This window comes from Larkinella soli (assembly GCF_003703975.1).
Classification (GTDB): domain Bacteria; phylum Bacteroidota; class Bacteroidia; order Cytophagales; family Spirosomataceae; genus Larkinella; species Larkinella soli.
The window spans coordinates 1-20,555 of sequence record NZ_QTJY01000002.1 but is presented as its reverse complement, the minus strand read 5'-3'; the positions used below and the strand labels follow the sequence as shown (position 1 = coordinate 20,555).

The 20,555-nt window shown below is 54.2% G+C and carries 13 protein-coding genes and 1 pseudogene; 12 read left to right on the top strand and 2 right to left on the bottom strand.

All coding sequences use genetic code 11. From position 1 onward, the window contains the following. Positions 1-387 precede the first annotated feature (387 nt). From DX909_RS06340 to DX909_RS06330, 3 genes are read left to right on the top strand one after another with little or no spacing between them, the layout of a single operon-like run. A complete protein-coding gene (locus tag DX909_RS06340; RefSeq protein WP_128544313.1) occupies positions 388-1,683 on the top strand; it encodes a CitMHS family transporter in 1,296 nt (431 codons plus the stop codon). After that, complete coding sequence (locus DX909_RS06335; RefSeq protein WP_128544312.1) at positions 1,680-3,002, top strand: acyclic terpene utilization AtuA family protein; 1,323 nt, start codon at positions 1,680-1,682, stop codon at positions 3,000-3,002. Before DX909_RS06340 ends, DX909_RS06335 begins: the two co-directional genes overlap by 4 nt. Further along, positions 2,999-3,310 carry an AtuA-related protein gene (locus DX909_RS06330; RefSeq protein ID WP_128544311.1) on the top strand — a complete coding sequence of 104 codons (312 nt, stop codon included), beginning with the start codon at positions 2,999-3,001 and terminating at the stop codon, positions 3,308-3,310. The genes DX909_RS06335 and DX909_RS06330 overlap by 4 nt, the downstream gene beginning before the upstream one ends. 392 nt (positions 3,311-3,702) lie before the next feature. On the opposite strand, the gene DX909_RS06325 is transcribed toward DX909_RS06330, so the two are convergent. Next, on the bottom strand, positions 3,703-5,037 hold the full coding sequence (locus DX909_RS06325) for a vanadium-dependent haloperoxidase (RefSeq protein ID WP_128544310.1): 1,335 nt from the start codon (positions 5,035-5,037) through the stop codon (positions 3,703-3,705). Positions 5,038-6,286: 1,249 nt separating this feature from the next. Between DX909_RS06325 and DX909_RS30075 the strand changes: the two are divergent. Beyond that, positions 6,287-6,481, top strand: a pseudogene (locus DX909_RS30075) (hypothetical protein); the annotation flags it as partial. 90 nt (positions 6,482-6,571) lie between these two features. Beyond that, positions 6,572-10,243 (top strand): hybrid sensor histidine kinase/response regulator transcription factor, encoded by a 3,672-nt coding sequence (locus DX909_RS06320; RefSeq protein WP_164851207.1) that lies wholly within the window; start codon positions 6,572-6,574, stop codon positions 10,241-10,243. On the opposite strand, the gene DX909_RS06315 is transcribed toward DX909_RS06320, so the two are convergent. Next, positions 10,221-10,856 (bottom strand): peroxiredoxin, encoded by a 636-nt coding sequence (locus DX909_RS06315; protein ID WP_128544308.1) that lies wholly within the window; start codon positions 10,854-10,856, stop codon positions 10,221-10,223. The two genes, DX909_RS06320 and DX909_RS06315, sit on opposite strands and share 23 nt — an antisense overlap. A 300-nt stretch (positions 10,857-11,156) precedes the next feature. On the opposite strand from DX909_RS06315, the gene DX909_RS06310 reads away from it, so the two are divergent. From DX909_RS06310 to DX909_RS29765, 7 genes are all read left to right on the top strand, one after another. Continuing rightward, a complete protein-coding gene (locus DX909_RS06310) occupies positions 11,157-14,591 on the top strand; it encodes a T9SS type A sorting domain-containing protein (protein ID WP_128544307.1) in 3,435 nt (1,144 codons plus the stop codon). Between the two features lie 739 nt (positions 14,592-15,330). Continuing rightward, positions 15,331-16,203 carry a helix-turn-helix domain-containing protein gene (locus tag DX909_RS06305; RefSeq protein ID WP_128544306.1) on the top strand — a complete coding sequence of 291 codons (873 nt, stop codon included), beginning with the start codon at positions 15,331-15,333 and terminating at the stop codon, positions 16,201-16,203. Positions 16,204-16,310: 107 nt separating this feature from the next. Continuing rightward, positions 16,311-17,075 carry an alpha/beta fold hydrolase gene (locus DX909_RS06300; protein ID WP_128544305.1) on the top strand — a complete coding sequence of 255 codons (765 nt, stop codon included), beginning with the start codon at positions 16,311-16,313 and terminating at the stop codon, positions 17,073-17,075. Between the two features lie 301 nt (positions 17,076-17,376). After that, positions 17,377-17,910, top strand: coding sequence for a hypothetical protein (locus tag DX909_RS06295; protein WP_128544304.1), 534 nt, complete (start codon positions 17,377-17,379; stop codon positions 17,908-17,910). Positions 17,911-17,961: 51 nt separating this feature from the next. Then, positions 17,962-19,296 (top strand): glycosyltransferase, encoded by a 1,335-nt coding sequence (locus DX909_RS06290; RefSeq protein ID WP_128544303.1) that lies wholly within the window; start codon positions 17,962-17,964, stop codon positions 19,294-19,296. Positions 19,297-19,338: 42 nt separating this feature from the next. After that, positions 19,339-20,166, top strand: coding sequence for an alpha/beta fold hydrolase (locus tag DX909_RS06285; RefSeq protein ID WP_128544302.1), 828 nt, complete (start codon positions 19,339-19,341; stop codon positions 20,164-20,166). A gap of 173 nt (positions 20,167-20,339) precedes the next feature. Next, positions 20,340-20,555, top strand: a 216-nt coding sequence (locus DX909_RS29765; RefSeq protein WP_206512967.1) for a hypothetical protein, incomplete at its 3' end; no start/stop codon positions are given.

The window sequence follows — 20,555 nt, the reverse complement described above, 5'->3', positions numbered from 1 at the left end:
CTCCAGAACTCTTTGCAGAAAGCTTTTACTCAGGGTAGGAGTTGCTTTAGAGGCTTTTTCCTTTTCAGATTGTTGTAGTGCAAACAGTCAACATCAGTTTTGACTGTCCAGGATTTGGGCTTTGATCACAGCCCCTAAGAGCTTGTTTGGGGAAGGGCAAAAACCCTTCCCCAAACAAGCTCTTAGGGGCTGTGCGGTCGGAAGGACAGGGCCGCCTGTGCGGTTGTCTTCTTGCCCGCAACGGCGGACCGTCCCGCATCCTTTACTTTTCAATGTCCGCTTTTCCTGGAACAGATCACTATATTGTAAACAAATTTTCTGACGGGTTCCAAACCATAGCGGAGGGGTAGAAGAGCCTAAACAGTAATCAACTAAAAAACGTATACAGTGCTCTCTTTCTTTGGCTTTGCCACCATTGGCATCTTTCTTTTCCTGATCATTACCAAACGGTTATCCGTGCTGACGGCACTGGTACTGGTCCCTTTGGTCTTCGGTCTTTGTGCCGGCTTTAGTCCCAAAGAATTGGGCGAAATGATTCTTGCTGGGATGAAGCAGGTTGCCCCTACGGGTATCCTGCTGATGTTTGCCGTGCTGTACTTCGCTACCATGCTCGACGCCGGCCTGTTTGACCCTATCATCGCCGGTATCATCCGTTACGTGAAAGGCGATCCGCTGAAAGTGATTGTCGGCACGGCCCTTCTGACGATGATTGTCCACCTCGACGGCGATGGCACGGCTACGTTCATGATTGTCATGTCGGCATTTTTGCCCATTTATAAACAATTGAAGATCAACCGGCTTATATTGCCCGGTATGGTTGCGCTGAGCGTCGGGCCGCTGCACCTGGTGCCGTGGTCGGGTACCTCGGCACGAGCCATATCCACCCTGAAAACGGATGCAACGCAGCTGTTCAACCCGAATATTCCGGCTATTCTGGCCGGTATCGGCTGGGTGCTGGTGGTAGCGTACTGGTTTGGTTTAAAAGAGCGGAAACGTTTAGGAATTGTCGACCTTCAGTATGTTTATCACGAAAACCTGACCGAAGAGCAACGGCAGTTCCGACGCCCAAAGCTCTTCTGGCTAAACGCGATGCTGACGGTAGGGTTAATTGTTGCGTTAATGAAAGGCTGGTTTCCAGCACCGGCCCTGTTTGTGGTAGCCGCCGTCGTGGCGCTGGTGTTCAACTATCCAAAGCTGGCCGACCAGCAGAAAGTGCTGCGGAGCCACGGTAACAACATCTTCATGGTGTCGAGTATGATTTTCGCAGCCGGGGTATTCTCGGGCATCCTGACGGGGTCCAGAATGATTGATGCCATGGCAACGTCGCTAATAGCGCTCATTCCTCAACAGCACGCCAATTGGCTACCGACCCTCACCGCCGTGACCAGTATGCCGTCCAGTTTACTTTTCACCCCGGATGCGTACTACTTTGGGGTCGTACCTATATTGAGCCATACCGCTGTGCAGTTTGGTATCGACCCACTGGAAATCGGGCGGGCGGCTTTGCTGGGACAGATGACGGTGGGTTTTCCGGTGAGTCCGCTCACGGCGTCAACCTTTCTGCTGGTAGGCCTGGCCGAAGTAGACCTGGGAGACCACCAGCGGTTTATTCTGAAATGGGCATTCGGCACCACCCTCGTGATGACGCTGGCCGCTCTTTTAACCGGGTCGATTCATTTATGAAAGAGAAAATACGCATCGGCTGTGGGGCCGGTTTTTCCGGCGACCGGCTCGAACCGGCTTTGATTCTGGTGCAACAGGGTCAATTGGACTATCTGGTTCTGGAATGTCTGGCCGAACGGACCATTGCCCTGGCCCAGAAGCGGAAACGGCAGGACCCGACTGGCGGCTATGACCCGCTGCTGGAGCGCAGAATAGAAAGCCTTCTTCCCCATCTGCTGGAAAAGAAGGTACGCCTGATTACCAATATGGGAGCCGCTAATCCACTGGCCGCCGCCGGGAAAATTGGTGAGATCGCCCGCCGGCTCAACCTGCGCTTAACCGTTGCCGCGATTACGGGAGACGATGTGTTTCAGCAGCTTTCCGGTGACGAACCCGCGTTGGAAACCGGCGAGCCATTGAAAACATCCGGTCCACTGATTTCAGCCAATGCCTATTTAGGGACGGATGCTATTTTACCGGCCCTGGCTACCGATGCCCACATCATCATCACAGGACGAGTCGCCGACCCCTCCCTGTTTGTTGCACCACTGGTTCATGAGTTCGGCTGGTCGCTGGACGATGCCGATCAGATCGGTCAGGGGACAGTCATTGGCCATCTGCTGGAATGTGCGGGTCAGCTAACCGGTGGTTATTTCGCTGATCCCGGCAGAAAAGACGTAGCTGATCTGGCGCATCTGGGCCATCCATTTGCGGATGTCACGTCCGATGGGACCGCTGTATTTGGTAAAGTTGCAGGAACGGGAGGCTTGTTGACCACTGCTACGGCTAAAGAGCAACTCTTATACGAAGTGATGGATCCGGGCCGGTACATCACCCCGGATGTAGTAGCCGATTTTACGCAGGTACGTTTGGAAGAAACCGGCCCCAATCAGGTGAAAGCGACGGGCGGACGGGGCCAGCCTCGCCCTGACACGTACAAGGTAAGCGTGGGCTACGATGCCGGTTTTATCGGAGAAGGCGAAATTTCATACGCCGGCTCGAACGCACTGGGCCGGGCTAAACTGGCCGGATCCATTATACAGGAACGGTTACAGGATCATTTTACTGATTTTCGCATCGATTATATAGGCAGTACGTCGGTGCATCGAACCATTTTTGGCGCTTATCAGGATCCGTACGAAATCCGACTACGGATAGCCGCTCGTGCTTCCACTGCCCAACAGGCTGCTTTAATAGGCGAAGAAGTAGAAGCGCTCTATACCAACGGTCCCGCCGGCGGGGGAGGAGCACGGAAATACGTACATGAAGTGGTCGGCATTGTATCGACGCTCATCGGTCGCCATCAAATCATTCCTCAGGTAACGGTCTTCCAAATATGAAAATCAAGCTTTACGATATCGCCCACAGCCGGGCGGGTGACAAAGGAAATACGCTGACCCTCTCGCTGATTCCTTTTCAGGTAAAAGATTATGCACTTCTGTGCGAACAGGTTACGGCAAAAGCCGTCAAGGAACACTTCCAATCTATTGTTGACGGGGAAATTGTGCGATACGAATTGCCGAACTTACCTGCCCTTCAGTTTATCTGCCAGCAGGCATTGACGGGTGGTGTTACAACTTCACTTACTATGGATACGCATGGCAAAAGCTTAAGTTATGCTTTTTTAGAGATGGTTATAGAGGTTTGATAAGCCGATGCGCTTGTGTGAGCGAGCGAAACAGGCGCTTCAGCGCCTGTAGTTGAGGGTGAAGGATGAACTTAGCCTAAATCTTGGACTGTCAAAGCTGGAAAATCGGGTTTGTATTTTCCTTCCTTTTTCACCTGGATTCCGACTTCATTTGGGGTTAGATTTCCCAGTGAACTGTGAGGGCTGTTGAACTTTCATAAGCTAACTCTGAAGTTAGCGTCGGCTTAAGGTTTGTATTATTATTGAAATGAACAAATTTCACCATAACTACCAAGTGCATAGGTGCCTGCCTTTCAATGCATAATTGAACGTATGGCGCTGACTAATTAGCGCCATACGTTTTTTCAGAACCAACGTATAAACCACTTAGTGGGATTGGATGGGTTTTTATACTACGGGCCTACCAGGCGAAGCTTTGCTATCTCATCGCCTAATTTTTTTCCTATCTCTATGGAGGCATTCTGGGTGGATCGGTAGTGAATGCCGGCGTAAACTCTGGAAACGGCGGCCTGGGCCAGCAAGTCGGATAGCGAGTTAAACTGGCGGGCCGGTAAACCCCGCCACGCATATGCATCATCCGTTACTGGAATATCACCAAACTCCCGAATTAATACCTGAACAACCGGGCCATAGTTGCTGATTAGCCCGGAGGGATAATCCGGATAGGGAGGATTGACCAGATAAGAGAGCCAGTTGGCATCCAGGTGTCGCCGGATGTAAGTAATGGGTCTCAGCAGGTTATACTGGTATTTGGCTCTGAAAGTAGTGATCGGTCCATCTTTGATCGCTATCCCTGTTTTGGCATACACTTCTACGGCCTTCCAAAGCCCAGCATGCCGATCTTCAAGGACCCGGGTGACAATCGATAGGATATGGTAGGGAGCAGGCACGCCTACCCCTGAACCACCGGCATCGGCCCACCAGTTGGCGATCGCTTTTTGCTCGTCCGTTAAGGTGACGCCAAGGTCGTACACCTCCTTTGCCGCTTTATAAAATTCAGAGGAGGGGTCTTCCGAGTACGGGATGGGTAACGCAGGGGCCGTGGCGGTGAGGCTGTAGGCTAAGAAAGGTCTGGAGGACTGTAAATTGGCCCCAACCGGTGCAGCGAAGTTAGGCGGAGTCGGCACCCAGGCCCAGGGCTCGTTCAGCGGTGTATACCCTTCACTGGTTAATATGAAGTTATCGGTCGTTGACCAGTTGTAGATCGCCGTAGCCACCGAACGGCCAAAGGCTTGCGAGCGTTGAAGCACCTCCTCGGAGGTCGTTAACCGGAGACGGTTATAATTCACCGCTTCCATCGAATCGATACTGGCCTTATTGACCGTGGTCAAACTGCCCAGGAACAGTCTAAACATACTTGCCAGGGCAGCGTTGGCTGAGGCATTCCACAGATAGTCTTTGGACAAGTCGGCCTGGGGCATATCGGGCATTTGATACAGCATTTTGGATAAACTGGTAGCGTTTTTAATGCCGGGCTGGATGGATTCATAGAGGCCGATGCCAATGTAGGCAAAGGCTCGGTTTTGGATGAATACCACCGGCTGAGGAGAGACGGGCAATTGGAGTTTAGTCATAAATTTATACCAGCCGTACACCAGATCCGCACTTTCCTCGCCAGGCTTGGGTACCCCATGATCTGCCAGCTGGCAACGAGACAACACACCGATTAATAGAAGGACAATCCACCGTTGAGCACCAAATAGGTGCTTGTTCACAAGTGATTTCATAATCATTCGTTTTAAGAGGAAGGACAAAAAAGAACCAAACGATCTTGAAGTAGACAGAAAGAGCAGATGCCGGCAAACTCGTTTTTACCGGAACGCCGAGAGAAGAAAAAGCAGACCTATGGTGCCGTAAAAAAGGATGGATCAGGGGTTCGAACCCACGGAAAGAAGCCGACCTTTTCTCGGCAGCAGGAAACGAAAGGTACCGTAAGGTACCCGGAAGCCAACAGCGCCCTAAAATCAGGAGATGATTATGAAATAAATTTACGTGTTGCCGGTAATTTATGGTAGCGTATAAATACTTGATTTACTATATAGCTTAATCCATCATTCGTATCGATAGGTAGTCTCTCCACGGATGGGGACTTTGGCTTTGGGCGTCCTAAAATAAGTTTACGGTTTCGAAGTGAATTTATTAGTTCATGCTTGTAATCCTACCATCTGTTTACAGTATCTCAACTAAAAGTCAGTTGGCAACTTCCAGGTCTATTTCCCCTTTCTTATAGTAATTCTTCCAGCGTCTTCGCAAATCGCCCCTTTGCTGATGGGCTTGCTGTGGGGTCAGCATGTCACAACTGCTATGGGAGCGTAATGAACTATAAATCAGGCCAGCCTGAGGCTCCAGACTGGGCGGTTGATTGGGTTTGGGCTTCATGGGATCTGAAGATAAGCCCACGTCTTTTAGTTTAGCCTGTTATTGCGCTTGATACTTTAGCACACACCGATTTATCATGGCTTTACTGATGCCATACTTTTTCTCCAGTTGCAGATAGGGATCCACCCGTGGATACAAACCTTTCAGTTCTGCTTTTCTTTTCGTCAGGTATTTCCATCGCCACTTCTTCAACAGGGAGCAGAAAGCGGGGTGGCCCGTGTTAGTATCCTTCCGACAAATTCCGGAATGCCCGTCTCGAAGCGATTCCTGAACGTTGGAATACCGATCTTCCGGGCGGCCGCTGCGCGGGTGAACGTTCTTCGTGAATTACGCATGATTCCTAAATTAAAGGACTAAATCGCAGCGGTGAACTGCCTGTGTTTACAATTTTGTCCAACCATTTAGGGGGCTAAGACAGGAAAAACTTCAACCAAACTTATCTTGGCACTTCCCCCATTTGTTTTCTAGATTGCCAAAATGGCTATGTGTATATTCAAAGTAATACAAGTTCAGACGTTCACCTACGCAAATATGGGCAACTATTTATTTTTCTGGTATTTTAGCAACGTTTCGTTGTTCTATTTCTAGAAAAATTTAATGGCTGGTGTCGATCGTCTGAAAGAGCTGTATCTAGTTGGTGTATGCCTGGCTTTTCTGCTTGGGAATTCAGGGGGTCTGGTCGCGCAATCTTCCTATTTACCACCCCCAGAAATCCTTACTGACCGGCAGGGACTGCCCCAGGCTTTTGTCCCCTCCATTGTTCAGGACCACCAGGGATTTATCTGGATGGCTACCCGCGACGGCCTTTGCCGTTACGATGGACAGCGATTCACTGTTTTTCAGCCTACGGCAGATGGGAAACCATCGTTGTCATCGTCCGCGTTGGTTGATTTAAAACTGGATCAGCAGGGCCAACTCTGGATCAGTGACGATCAGGGCGAAATCGATCTTTTCGATCCGCAACGGGAAAAATTCATCAATTACACGCGTCAGCCTTTTTACCAGCGCCATTTTGGTCGTGATACCCTGCACTATTCGTTCCCGGATCGGCAGAATCGTCTGTGGCTCTCGTTCCGCCAGGGTGGCTTAGCCCTGGTCGATCGGGCGAAGAATACCGTCCGCCGGTTCCATCATCGGCCCGACCAACCTCAATCGCTTGGAAATGACACCATTCAAGCAATCGTTCAGGACCGGCAGGGAACCATCTGGCTGGCTACGAGCGATGGACTGGATCGGTTTGAGGAGCGAACGGGCCAATTTACGCATTACCGACATCAGCCCGGCAATCCGAATTCCATCCCTGACAATGATCTCAAAGGACTGCACCTGCGTCGGAATGGCGATCTACTGATTCTGTCCAAACAACATGCGACGGTTTTTCGGCCCCAAACCGGGCAGTTTCGCTCGTTTCCGCTACCGGTGGTCGCTGATCCGGGCGCCTGGTGGTACGGTTCCCACGCCACCTCCGACAGTCAGGGAAATGATTATTTTGATCAGAACAACCTGGTCTTTCGGTTTAATGAACAAGAGGGCCCCCAGTTAGTCATTGAGCCGAAAGAGATCGACCGTTCCCAAAGCCTGTTTGTTGATCGATCCGATGTGCTCTGGATTGGCACAAACGGGCAAGGCGTCCGGAAATACAACCTCAAAACCGGCTTATTCCACGCCCGGCCTTATGCATCTGATTTTGGGAATGATTTGTTGAGACGGCACCTGGGCCTACCCGCCGATCGGACTCCCTATTATCCGCCTGGGGAGGGGCAATGGTCTTATAATTTTCGGTATACAGTCGACGGGGCCGGTAAGCTCTGGTATAACGTTACGGATGTGCCGTTTTATCAGATCGATCTGGCGACCAAACAACTGAAACCTGTTTCATTTCCCTTCAAAGGGCATCTTGGTTGGGAAGAGAAACTGGCCCCCCTGGCAACCGATCCGTCCGGCCGGGTCTGGTGTGTCCATGCGCTGGAACTCCGGTGGTTTGAGCAAGGCGAATGGAAGTTGTTTCCGCATCCACTCGGACCGAAAATCCAGGCTAAGATTCTGCAAATGGTAGTCGATGAGCAGGCCGCCTGGTTAGCAACGGCAACCGACGGGTTGTACCGGGTCGATCGAGCCACCGGGCAGATCCGGCAGTTTGCCCACAACCCGCAACAACCGGGGTCCCTGAGCAGTGATAAGTTGTTATGCCTGTTTGCGGATCCCGCCGATCACCACGTTCTCTGGATTGGCACCTACGGGAGCGGGCTTTGCCGGTTTGACAAACGCACGGGTACCTGCCGACGGCTGGCCAAACGGGACGGTTTACCAAACAATGTGATTTATGCCGCCATTCCCGATCAACGGGGAAACCTGTGGGTGGCCACCAATCAGGGCCTGTGCCGCCTGAACCGCCGGACGTTCCGGACACGGACCTTTACCCACGAAGACGGACTGCCGGGCGACGAGTTCAACCGGTTTCATTTTCTTCACTTGCCGGACGATCGGATCATTCTGGGCGGCATGGCAGGCACGATTGATTTTTATCCCAGCCAGATCAGGGATGACACCTACCAACCGCAGATCGAAGTTACGGGGATACAAATCAACAACCGGCGGGTTGAACCTGGGCCCGGATCGCCAATTGATTCGATTCCCGTTCAGTTGGTTCAGCACCTGGATCTGCCCTACGATCAGAACTTTCTGACGGTGGAGTTTGCCGCCCTGCAATACAACAGCCACGACCGGTTACGCTATCGCTACCAGCTCGAGGGAATCGACAAAGACTGGATCATCGCCGAGCGACCCGAAGCCATTTACACGAACCTGAGTCCGGGAACCTACGCACTCAACTTAAACGGTTCCAATACATCGGGCGTCTGGAGCACGCACATTCGCACGATGACGATCACGATTCACCCGCCTTTCTGGGCGACGTGGTGGGCTTATCTCTTTTATACCCTGACGATCGGCGGTATTGCCGTTGCCTTGTTTCGCGCGTATCTCAAACAAAAAGAAGCGGAACAACTCAAAACCGTCGATGAGATGAAAACGCGGTTTTTTTCGAATATAACCCATGAATTCCGAACCCCGTTGACGTTGATTCTGGCCCCGGCCGAACAATTGAGCCAAACCCTGAACGATCCCGAAAACCTGCGCCGGGTGGCCACCATCCACCGGAATGCGCATCAACTGCTGGGACTGGTCAATCAACTGATGGATCTCACCAGGCTGGATGCGCAGGCAGTACAGGTGGAAGAAGCGCGGGGCAACCCGGTTTTTCTCATCGAACAGATCGTGCAGTCGTTTGCCCCCCAGGCCGAGGCCAAATCGATTCAGCTGCGGTTCGAAAGTGCCGATCTCCACGACGAGTATTTTTTCGACGTCCATAAGCTGGAACGAATTGCGTACAACCTGATTATGAACGCCCTGAAGTTTACCCCGGCGGGTGGCGCCATCACCGTCGGACTGGCGCCGGCGGTGACGTTGACCGTGGCCGATACGGGTATAGGCATTCCCGCCGACAAACTGCCCTACATTTTCGACCGGTTTTATCAGGTCGACGATTCCAGCACCCGCCGGCAGGAAGGCACCGGCATCGGCCTGGCGCTGGTTAAAGAACTGGTTGAACTTCAGAAAGGCCGGATCGACGTGGTCAGTGAGGTCGGTGGCGGAACCACGTTTACCGTCCAACTTCCGTATCGCCCGGCTCTTTCTTTCAATAAAGACCTGAACTCCTCCCAGAAGCCGGTTTTGGACCCTATTGAAAACCGTTCGGAAGAGGAGCCCATTCTCCTGCTGGTGGAAGACAATGACGAACTGGCCGAATTCATCATCGATAGTTTACCCGACGGTTATCAGGTTCATCGGGCCGCCCACGGAGCCGATGGACTTGAAAAGGCCGTTCAGTTGATTCCTGATCTGATCATCAGCGATGTGCTGATGCCGGTAATGGATGGCTATACCTTCTGCCAGAACCTGAAAAGCGACCAGCGAACCAGCCACATCCCTGTCGTTCTACTAACGGCCAAATCCTCACACGACAGTCGGATTACGGGCCTGAAACTGGGGGCTGATGACTACATCACGAAACCGTTTCACCTCCAGGAGCTGCAGCTGCGGGTCCGGAACCTGCTGGAACAGCGCCGGAAGCTGCGCGAGTGGATTCGGGCCACGCTCATTCACCCGGAACCGTTGTTAACCGAGTCGGCCTCCGAAACGACCGACCCTTTTATTGATACCATTTACGGACTGATTGAAAACCACCTCGACGACTCCAGTTTCGGGGCCGACCAGCTCATCAAACTGGCCCGGATGAGCCGGATGAGTCTGCACCGTAAACTGAAGGCCCTAACCGGCATGTCGGCCAGTGAACTGATTCGAACCTACCGGCTCAAACGGGCGACGAATTACTTGGAACAGGGCTACAACAGCTCCGAGACGGCTTACCGGGTCGGTTTCGAAAGCCCGGCTTACTTCACCAAATGCTTTCGGGAACTCTACCAACAGACGCCAACCGAGTTTGCGGCTTCCCGAACTCGCAAACCGCCGTTTACAAATTCGGCTGAGGGGTAGTGCGCAGGTACGGTTTGACGACCGTGACGCCTTTGGGAAATTTCTTCATGGCCTCTTCCGTACTGACGGCGGGTACCACAATGCAATCCTGACCGGCTTGCCAGTCGGCGGGCGTCGCGACCTGATAGGAAGCCGTCAGCTGCAGGGAGTCGATCACGCGCAGAAGCTCATTGAAATTGCGACCCGTTGAGGCCGGGTACGTCAGCGTCAGCTTGATTTTCTTGTCGGGACCAATGACGAATACCGATCGCACGGTGGCTTTCTCACTGGCGTTCGGATGAATCATGTCGTAGAGTTCGGCCACGGTGCGGTCCGGGTCGGCAATCAGCGGAAAGTTGACGGTGGTTTGCTGCGTTTCATTGATATCCCTGATCCACTCGGAATGCGATTCGAGCGGATCAACGCTGACGGCGATGACCTTGACACCCCGCCTGTCAAATTCCTCCTTCAGGGAAGCCGTACGTCCTAATTCCGTGGTGCAGACGGGTGTAAAATCGGCAGGGTGCGAGAAGATCATTCCCCAGGAATTTCCAAGCCATTCGTGAAAGTGAATGGTCCCCCCGGTGGTTTCTGCGGTAAAATCGGGAGCTGTGTCGCCTAATCGAAGTGCCATAATCGGGTTGGTTTAGTAATGGTTCGATTTGAGATAATTTGTCTTCGTTCCTGAAGCCCAGATCCATGGAGTGCCGCAGGAAGATGGGCACAAAGTTGGCCGCTTTACCAAGAAGGGTCTATCAAATTTCTCCCAAAGGCTATCAAATTCCTCCCAGAATTCCCGATTTGCCCCGTAAAAAACAAAATGGGATCAGGTTTATAGCCTTTGGGAGATAATTGATAGCCCGTCTCCCGGCCTGAATTGACCTTTGGGAAGTTAACCTGCGGCTTCGTCCGCTCCACTAATCAGTCCAATTTTATGACAACACATGTACGGTTTGGTCAGTCCCAACGGGGTCGGGGCTGGCTTCTGCTGGGCCTGTTATGGCTTGGTTCGTTCGCGGCCCTTGCCCAGGGCAAGACCTGGTATGTGAGCCCGGACAGTTCAGCGGTGAACGACGGACAGTCCTGGAGTACGACTACCTCGATGATGACGGCTTTAAAGAAGGCAAAAGCCGGCGATCAGGTCTGGGTGAAGGAAGGCGTTTACTGGCCCTTTAGGGTGAGCGATCTGGCAAATCCTACGTTTGAAAAGCTGAAAGAAGTAGGCTCAATGTGTTTCATCGTTTCGAGCGGAGTAAAGGTCTTTGGCGGGTTTGCCGGACACGAAGACAACATAGAGTCCCGGAGCGGAGGGATAAGCCGCCTGCGGACTTCCAGTTACAATCATTATGTGGTTGCCTTCTTCAATGCCGATGAAGAAACGCTGGTGGATGGATTTCATCTGGTGGGTGCCTATACCGACCACGTCATTACCGGAGAGCCTTATTACGATCCCAATGCAGGGGGACCCGGAATTCCTGGTAATATCAAGCCCACGGCCATCACAGATGTGTTTGGTATCGGAGAGACCGAAATCAATGCCGCCGGGCTGCTCCAGTTCGGAAATGCCGTTATGAATTTCGCCTATAACGGGAGCTCGAAACCGACCGTTACCCATTGTACGGTAGACGTAGCCGGCAGCAGCTTCGTGGGGGGCATGGTAACCAACTTTGCCTATGGACCCGGAGCCCAGGCCAATTTGCGCATGGTACAGTGCCTATTGAGTCCGTCCTATGGGGATTACACCATGACAGGAGCCGTTTTAAATATCGGCCGAAATTCGGGAGATGCCGATCTGGTCTTTTATAATTGCCATTTTTCTAACCTCCGGATATTTCCCCTTTCCGTGACTCCTGCCTTTGACTGGGGGGTAGTCTGTGCCTTAATGATCAATGCCGGAAATGCCGCTTCGACCACCCGGGTCGTCAATTGCAGATTGGAAAATTGCGGGGCGTTTCCGAATGTTCCCTCGCCCAACGGCCCCTTTTATATCCTCGCCAACGTGTTCGGTGGGGGCCGATCGGAACTGGTGAACTGTTATCTGAATCGATTCGCGAACTCGGTTTATTCTGCCCAGACCGGCTGGCCGGTCGGTTTTACGGAGGGCGTAACGCTCTCACACTCCATTTTCGGAAGCGGTATTCCGGATCATGATGTCGATATCGATCCGCAACCCGGACAGGGCTATAGCCCGGGTGAACCTTTCGTATACGGCGGGCCGACCGATCCGGGCCGGCACCTGCTCAACCTGGCAAACGGCTCCCCTGAAACGAGTTCCTGCAACACGATGTTTTCAGACCGGGGCGACAACACCCTCCTCCAGCGCTGGCCCGATCTGGCGAATCTGCCCGGTCTGGCCGACCGCCTGAACAACGGAAGGATCGATATCGGGGTGGATGAATCCAACCCCAATGTTTATCTGCAAACCACCACCGGAGCCACCTCCCTCACCGTGACCAAAGGCGCTTCCGACATCAATCTCCAGGGGAAATACTGCGGAGGAACCGTCAACTGGAGCGCCACCAACGGCACCAGCGGCCAGGGTTCCATCATCCCCGTAGCCACCGATCAGGCCGGCACCGTCACCTATCTGGCCACCTGCACCACCGGCGGCTGCACCAGCATTGCCTCCACGGTCAACGTGACTGTGCTGGATGTCAGCGTACCCCCGCCCACCGACCTGACGTTCCGGAACGACGGCCCACTAACCTGCTCCAAAACGGTGGTTACCTTAACGGCAGCCACTACGGCAACGGGCGTTAGTTATACCATTAAGGGGCCCAACGGTACGATTTCCAGCGGTTCTGGTAATCCCTCCACAACGGTCAATCTACCCGGCAGTTATACGGTAACGGCTACCAATTCCGGCGGTTCAGCCACGGCCGTTACGGTGGTGAGTTCCCAAACCGCTCTGGCAGCCCCTAACTGGTCGGCCGGTGGGTCCACCAGCGTATCCGTCACCCAGGGAGCCCCGGCGGTTTCCTTAAACGCTACCAATTGTTCAGGCACCTTGCAGTGGACGGGGCCCGGCAGTACCACCGGAACCGGGGGCGTCAGTGTACCGACCTCCGCCACGGGCGTTTTTGTCTATTCGGCAGTTTGTCAGGTGGGAAGCTGCGTCAGTCCGCCCGCCAGTGCCACCGTCACGGTGACGGCACCGCCGGTGACAACCGGTAATTTCGAAGGGTTTTTAACGACCGTCAATTGCCAGGAAATGCGCGGCTGGGTCTGGGACCGAAACCGACCCAACACGCCGTTAACCGTCGAATTTTTCGCCGAAAACACCTCCATCGGAACGACCGAAGCCAAAAACTTCCGCCAGGACCTGAAGGAGGCAGGAAAAGGCAACGGCGAACACGGGTATATCTTCCCCACGCCTGAAGCAGCCAAAACCGGCTCGGAACTGCGCATTTCGGCCAAAGTCCAGGGGACCGACTACATCCTGAAAGGTTCCCCCATTAAGTTGACGTGTCCGGTTAGCAACACGGTGGTTAATCAGCCACCCGTCGGCCCGACAACCGGGCCGCTGTCGGCAACCGTGGGCGTGGACTTCACTACCACGCTACCGACCTTCACCGATCCCGAAGGCCAGCCCCTGACGTATGCACTGACCGGGTTGCCGGGCGGGCTTCAATTTACAGCCGCTTCCCGCACCATCAGCGGCTCTCCCACAACGGAAGGCACCTTTCTCCTGAGCTACAGCGGCAGTGATGGTCAGAAAACCGCTTCGGTGGGTTTGACGCTGGTCGTAGCGCCGGGTTCTTCCACCCCGCCGGCGGTGACGGGCAACTTTGAAGGCTTTCTCGATAAGGTCGAATGCGGTTCGATTCGGGGCTGGGTCTGGGACCGCAACAAACCAAATACCCCGCTGACGGTGCAGTTTTTCGCCGACGGCGTCGCCATCGGGACCACGGAAGCCAACATCTACCGCGACGACTTGAGGAATGCGGGCAAGGGCAACGGGGTGCATGCGTACAATTTCACCACGCCGGTGGGTTTGAAGGACAATGTCCGTCGGCAGATTAGCGCGAAAGTACTGGGCAGCACTTATACCCTTAAGGGATCGCCTAAGCCGCTCCAATGTGCGCCCGCAGCCCGGTTGTCGGCAGAAACCGGACCGGAACTTCAGGTGACGGTGCTGGGGAATCCCGTCTATCAGCAAGTGCAGGTAGAGGTACGCGGAGCTAAGGGGCAGCCTCTGCGTTTTCAACTGATCAACACGGAGGGCCGCTTGCTCACTGAGCAGTTGGTGGAACAGGCCGGTTCCGTTGAGCAGCAACACATCCCCTTAAAAGGCGTCGCTTCCGGTCTACTCTTCCTGCGAACAGTCAGTGGTTCAAAGTCGGTAACACTTAAGGTGGTGAAACCTTAAATGGGAGTAAATAAAATTAAAACCTGGCAGCCCCTCACCCCGAGGGGCTTTTTATTTCCTGTACTGCACAGCCGTTACCACTATCATCACCGCAACAAAGGCCCCGACCACAACATTCAAAAGTTTTCCTGCTTTCGTTTCATCCCGACCACGCTTGAGCGCTTTAACGACCGGCGGCAGGGCTGTCGTGTCATTTATCACAGCGACCGAATACCAGGTTCACCAGCCAGTTGGTGGAGATTTCAGGCTACTTGCCATCCCTTATAAAGAATGCTGAAAAAGGACTTATCGATATCGTCTTCAACTTGCTGCCCGGCCTGATGACTCGTTAACCGCTGGCCATTCCGCAGCCACTTTAGAATTTCCACTTAAAAAAATATTACCGCTTACCTTTCTTATGATGGGGGAAAAGCCGCTGACCCAACCATAGATAGTCGCTTCCTGTTGATTCAGCTCGGGACGAATTCCATCCACCTGCCGGGTCACTCCCCTGATCCCGGTTCAGGCTGCGACGGTCGGCTTGACCGAAATGAGGTGCGGGAAGAGTCGTAAAGGAAAATACCTGGTTTCTGGATAAACTGGTTCTTAGGTAGTTGTAAACTTCGGAAGACCTGGATCTCCGCCAACAAATAGTAGAAAAGGACTATTGGCCAGGGCGGTAATGCCTTGTACCTTAGTGGCTGAAAAACAAGCTGTTTCCGGATCGTAACGATTCTGCACGGCCTATCCGACACCCGGCATGATTCTGAAAGATATTGCTCCCCATCCTTCGCTGAGCGAGTTTGTGCAATGCTACCGGATCGTTCATTTCGGATTCGTGAACGCGCCGGAACCGATCCTGAAAGCGTATTCGCCCAGGCCCGAAGTCTGTCTTCATTTCTTTCTTCGCGAACGGGAGCTAATCCAGGTGGGCGACGCTCCCAAAAAAGACTATCGCTATCCGGTGGTTCTGGCCGGCCAGCAGACTTCGGTGATCAATCGATATCTGATGGGTCGGGATTTCATGACCTTCAACATTGCTTTTCAGCCCACCGCCTTGTTTCGACTCACCGGAATTTCCGCCTTCGAGCTTACGGATCGATACCTGGACGCGGAGGTGATCTTTTCAAGCCGGATTCTGCTGATCCTGGAGCAATTGCAACAGGCCGCCAGCTACGAGCAGATGGTCGTCATTGCCGACCGGTTCGTCAGTTCCCTGATCCTTCGGGCCCCCAGAGAGGGGCACCGGCTCGATACCGTAAGCCAGTGGATGATCCAATCCGGCGGCAACGCGTCGATTGACCGGCTGGCCGATGAGTCCTGCCTGTCTCCCAAGCAGTTTACCCGAAAGTTCTACGAGCGAACGGGCCTGAATCCGAAAGCCTATCTGAGAATCATTCGCTTCACCAAAGCCTTTCATACCCGGAACGCTTTCCCTGATCGGGACTGGCTGCAGATTGCCTATGACTGCGGCTACTACGATTACCAGCACCTGGTCAAAGATTACAAAGAGTTTACCCGGTCTACGCCCACCGAATTTCACCTTCTGGAAAGCCGGTCGCCGGAGCGAAAGCTCGGCCTTACCCAGGAGCTTTATAAAAGCCGGGCAGAGTCGTCTTTGCTGGTGGCTTAACAATGTCCTTTTTTTACCACCTTTCATTGTTCGATCTCCTGCAATTTTGTGGCGTGATTCATGCCCCTTCGGCATGAATCGATTGTCCACTCCAATTTTATCGATCTATGACAAACAGTAATTTTTTCGGATCAGGGAAAACGTACCTGCTGATCCACGGAGCCTGGCACGGAGCCTGGTGCTGGCATAAAGTAATTCCATTGCTCGAGGCCGGGGGCCACCGGGCCATTGCCCTCGATCTGCCGGCCCACGGAGCCCGTACCGAACCGGCCTCTACGGTGTGTTTGGAGGATTACGTCGATGCGGTCGTACACCTCACCCGGGAGCAGGAAGGTCCGGTCATTTTAGTCGGGCATTCGATGGCGGGTATCGTCATTTCCCAGGCCGCCGAGAAGATAGGCCCAAAGAAGATTGCGGCCCTCATTTACCTGGATGCTTTCCTGCCCCGAGACGGTGACTCGCTGTTCTCTCTGGTCGAGGCTACCCTGAAGCAGTTGCCGCCCGGTACCGACGGCCATCCTACGCTGGTCGAGGGGATTCTGACAGCGGAGGATCATCAGACCAATTTCGTGAATCCGGCCCTGGCGGCCGGGCTGTTCTATCACGATTGCTCCCGGGAAGATCAACAGTTTGCCGTAGCCCGGCTTTCCTCAGAACCGATCGCTCCGCTGGCTACTCCGCTTCGTTTGACGGAGGAGCGGTACGGTGTGGTCCCGAAATACTTCATTCTTTGCACCCAAAGTAAGGACATGGACAAGACCTTCCTGTCGACCCGGGTGCCTTGTAAGAAAGTGTACAAGCTGGCCGGCGGCCATTCTCCTTTCCTTTCCATGCCGGAAAGCCTGGTAAAGATCTTAACCGAAATCGAATAGGCCGCGAACCGGCTCCCTTCCCGAACCAGGCCCCGGGGATGGGTCTGTGAAAGAATTTTCCGGTTAACGTATATAGATAACCGTAATAATCGAAGCCCCCGGCTGGCGTGCGCTGGTTGGGGGCCACCGGGGGGCTTTTCCTCGAAATCAGTCAATTTACGGCCTTCCCGGCAGGCCTGCCCATGGCCGGTTTATCCACACATCCCTTTGAATCATCATGAAAACAAAACAATCAATCCTTTCAAAACTGGGTGTTGCCTGCACCGTCGGAGGCCTATTATTTACCGTGAGCCTTTGCACCATGGGAGCCGTCAAGGACTTCCCGGCCGACCTCCGGCTTTTTTTTGAACAGCATGACTACCTGCTGCGGTCGCTGTTTTTTCTCTCCCAGGCAGGATTTGTCGGCGGCCTCCATGGCTTACTGATGTCGGACGCCCTGGGCCGATCCCCCTCCGGCAAAATGCTGCTGGTTATTCCGCTGGCAGGCCAACTGTGTTATGGCGCAACGGCCTTGCTGCCTACTCCGACGGTAATGACGCTGCTGCCGCTTCCGCTGCCCCAATTGGGCGCTATTTTGAACGCGGTGGGCATGGTGCTCGTGGGCCTCGTCGTCCTGCGGGCGGGGGTCTGGCGGGGCAGGCAACGCTGGGTACCCCTGCTGACGGGACTCTATCCTTTCGCCGTCATGTTTCCGGTGCTGGTGATCACCGGCCATCCTCCCCGTCTGTTAATTGGGTTGTGGGGCCTGATCTGGGCCTTGCTGGGGCATTGCATCGGCCGGACGACGGGTTCGGTACAATCCAGCGGCCACCCAAAACACCAGACGCTTTTGTGACTGATTATCAACCGGATCATAGAAACCGAACCCGGTTTTACCCCTGATACGATGAAAACCACACCCAAATACAAAATCCTGATGGCCACCGTGCCCGCCGATGGGCATTTCAATCCCCTGACCGGCCTGGCCATGTACCTTAAACAGCAGGGACACGATGTCCGGTGGTACACGGGGGCTCGCTATAAAAGGCGGGTCGCGGACCTGGGCCTTCCGTTCTACCCCTTTCAGGCAGCCCGGGAGATCCACCAGAATAACCTCAATGAGTTGCTGCCCGAACGGCTGAAGATTCAGGGGGCCCTGGCCCGGATCAAATTTGACATCCGGCATTTGTTTTTGAGCAACGTCCCTGGGAATCTGACCGATGTGAAACAACTCCAGGGTACGTTCGACTTCGACGTGCTGCTGTGTGATTCGGGCTTCCTGGCCTTTCATCTGATTCAGGAGGTGCTGCATAAACCGGCCATCGTGCTGGGCATTGCCCCCCTGACGGAAACCTCCCGCGATTTGCCTCCGGCCACCTTAGGGCTAACCCCGGGCCATGGTCCGCTGATTCGAATGCGTGACGCCCTGCTTCGGCTGATCTTCCCCCGGCTGATTTTTGCCGACAGTAGGGCCTACTACAATGAACTGATTCGCCCCTATGGGTTACCGTCCATGACCGATACGATTCTGGACATGCTGCCGCGCTACCCGGCGCTGTACCTGCAGAGTGGGGTTCCCGGCTTTGAATATGTTCGCCGGGACCTGAGTCCGAAGGTGCGGTTCGTGGGACCGCTGCTGCCTTACCGGAAGACGGCTACCCCTGCCTTTCCCTACGCCGAACAGGCCCGCCGGTATCAGAAAGTGGTGCTGATTTCCCAGGGAACGGTCGATAATAAAGACCCGCAGAAGCTAATTATACCCTCGCTGGAAGCCTTCAAAGACGAGCCGTATTTGCTGCTGGTGGCCACCGGGGGGCAGCACACGGAGGCATTGCAGGCCCGATACCGGCAGGCCAATATCATCATCGCCGACTTTATCGACTATGCGGCCACCCTGCCGCATACCGATCTGTTTGTCAGCTGCGGAGGTTATGGAAGTGTCCTGCTGAGCCTGAACTACGGCGTACCCATCCTGGCGGCCGGCAAGCACGAAGGAAAAAATGAAATTGTAGCCCGCATCGGTTATTTCAAGCTCGGCGTCAATCTGGGTACGGAGACGCCCAGCCCCCGGCAGATCCGGCAGGGCGCCCACGAAATCTGGCGGAATCCGGTGTACCGGGAGAATGGCGCACGGCTGCGGCAGGAATTTGCCCGGTACGACCCGAATCAACTCTGTGAGTACTATATCCAGGAAATCGTTTCCCGCTTTCCAGTCCGCCAAACCCTATCGAGGGCTGTCTGACCAGGAGCCTGTGTATTGAATCAATTCTTAGATTTTAAACTGATGAAAACCATAGTTCTGCCCATTTGGGCCACTGAGATCCTATTTTTCCTGATTCTGCTGATCGCCTGTAAAGATGCTCGTGAAAGCCCGAAATCGGGTGCCCCCAAAACGTACCTGCTGGTCCATGGAGCCGCCCACGGGGCATGGGCCTGGAAGAAGGTCGTGCCCCTTATTCAGGCCCGGGGCCACCGGGTGCAGGCCATCGACCTGCCGGGCCATGGCGACGACCAGACCCCGGCCGAAACCGTTACCCTGGAAGATTATGTGCACAAGGTAGTGGCCATGGCTCAGGCCCAGGCCGGCCCTGTGATTCTGGTGGGGCATTCTTCGGGCGGGGTGACGATTGCTCAGGCGGCTGAGCGGCTGGGCACTGCCAAGGTGGAGAAACTGATTTTTCTGGATGCCTTCCTGCCCAAGAACGGAGAATCGGTATTTTCGCTGGCCGCCACGTTTTTACCACCCCTGCCTACGGGAGAACCCGCATTTGCGGACAGTTTCATCTTCAGCCAGGACCAGACCACCTTCAGGCTGGATACGGCTACGGTGGCCCACTTTCTGTACCATGACTGTTCGGCCGGGGATATCGCGTTTGCCAAAGCCAACCTTGGCCGGCAGCCCGTTGCCCCACTGGCTACGCCCGTTCAGGTCAGCGATGCGGTGTACGGGGTCATTCCTAAGTATTACATTCGCTGTACGGAAGCCCGAAATGGAGATATGACGGAGATGGCCAAAAATAGGCCTACCCGCCAGATCGTGCCGCTGTCCACGAGTCATTCCCCTTTCTTTTCGCGGCCTCAGGCCCTGGTCGATCTGATCACCGGTTTTTAAAGCCGCCGGAAGGGGGAAGTGATCGGATGGTATGAATGGAATCCAGGTGCTATCCTCTCTGCCCCACACGGCGATCCGCCGGTAAGTCATCGTCCTTCCCATTCGAAACGGAACCGGCACCAATCCGGCCGTCTGCCTGACAAATTAGCTCCAAAGGGCTATTTCACACCCCCATGGCAGACGGCTACCTTTGTCCTCGATTTTGGATCGGCCCACCGCCGGCTTCCGGGTACCCGGCTGGATTCGACCGCAGGCAATTTGCAGGTCAGGTTCCGCTTCAAGGGCAACGGAACTTCGGAACGGCCTTTATTAAAGGTTCTATTTTTCGGCAAGTGATTATGAAAGAACAAGTTATCTTCTTCCTGTGCCTCTTGATGGTCCTGATGGCT

What these genes read in the sequence shown, in the direction of transcription:
- DX909_RS06335 (WP_128544312.1), top strand. Translation starts at nt 1,680, where the DNA reads ATGAAAGAGAAAATACGCATCGGCTGTGGGGCCGGTTTTTCCGGCGAC.
- DX909_RS06330 (WP_128544311.1), top strand. Translation starts at nt 2,999, where the DNA reads ATGAAAATCAAGCTTTACGATATCGCCCACAGCCGGGCGGGTGACAAA.
- DX909_RS06325 (WP_128544310.1), bottom strand. Translation starts at nt 5,037, where the DNA reads ATGAAATCACTTGTGAACAAGCACCTATTTGGTGCTCAACGGTGGATT.
- DX909_RS06315 (WP_128544308.1), bottom strand. Translation starts at nt 10,856, where the DNA reads ATGGCACTTCGATTAGGCGACACAGCTCCCGATTTTACCGCAGAAACC.
- DX909_RS06310 (WP_128544307.1), top strand. Translation starts at nt 11,157, where the DNA reads ATGACAACACATGTACGGTTTGGTCAGTCCCAACGGGGTCGGGGCTGG.
- DX909_RS06305 (WP_128544306.1), top strand. Translation starts at nt 15,331, where the DNA reads ATGATTCTGAAAGATATTGCTCCCCATCCTTCGCTGAGCGAGTTTGTG.
- DX909_RS06300 (WP_128544305.1), top strand. Translation starts at nt 16,311, where the DNA reads ATGACAAACAGTAATTTTTTCGGATCAGGGAAAACGTACCTGCTGATC.
- DX909_RS06295 (WP_128544304.1), top strand. Translation starts at nt 17,377, where the DNA reads ATGGGAGCCGTCAAGGACTTCCCGGCCGACCTCCGGCTTTTTTTTGAA.
- DX909_RS06290 (WP_128544303.1), top strand. Translation starts at nt 17,962, where the DNA reads ATGAAAACCACACCCAAATACAAAATCCTGATGGCCACCGTGCCCGCC.
- DX909_RS06285 (WP_128544302.1), top strand. Translation starts at nt 19,339, where the DNA reads ATGAAAACCATAGTTCTGCCCATTTGGGCCACTGAGATCCTATTTTTC.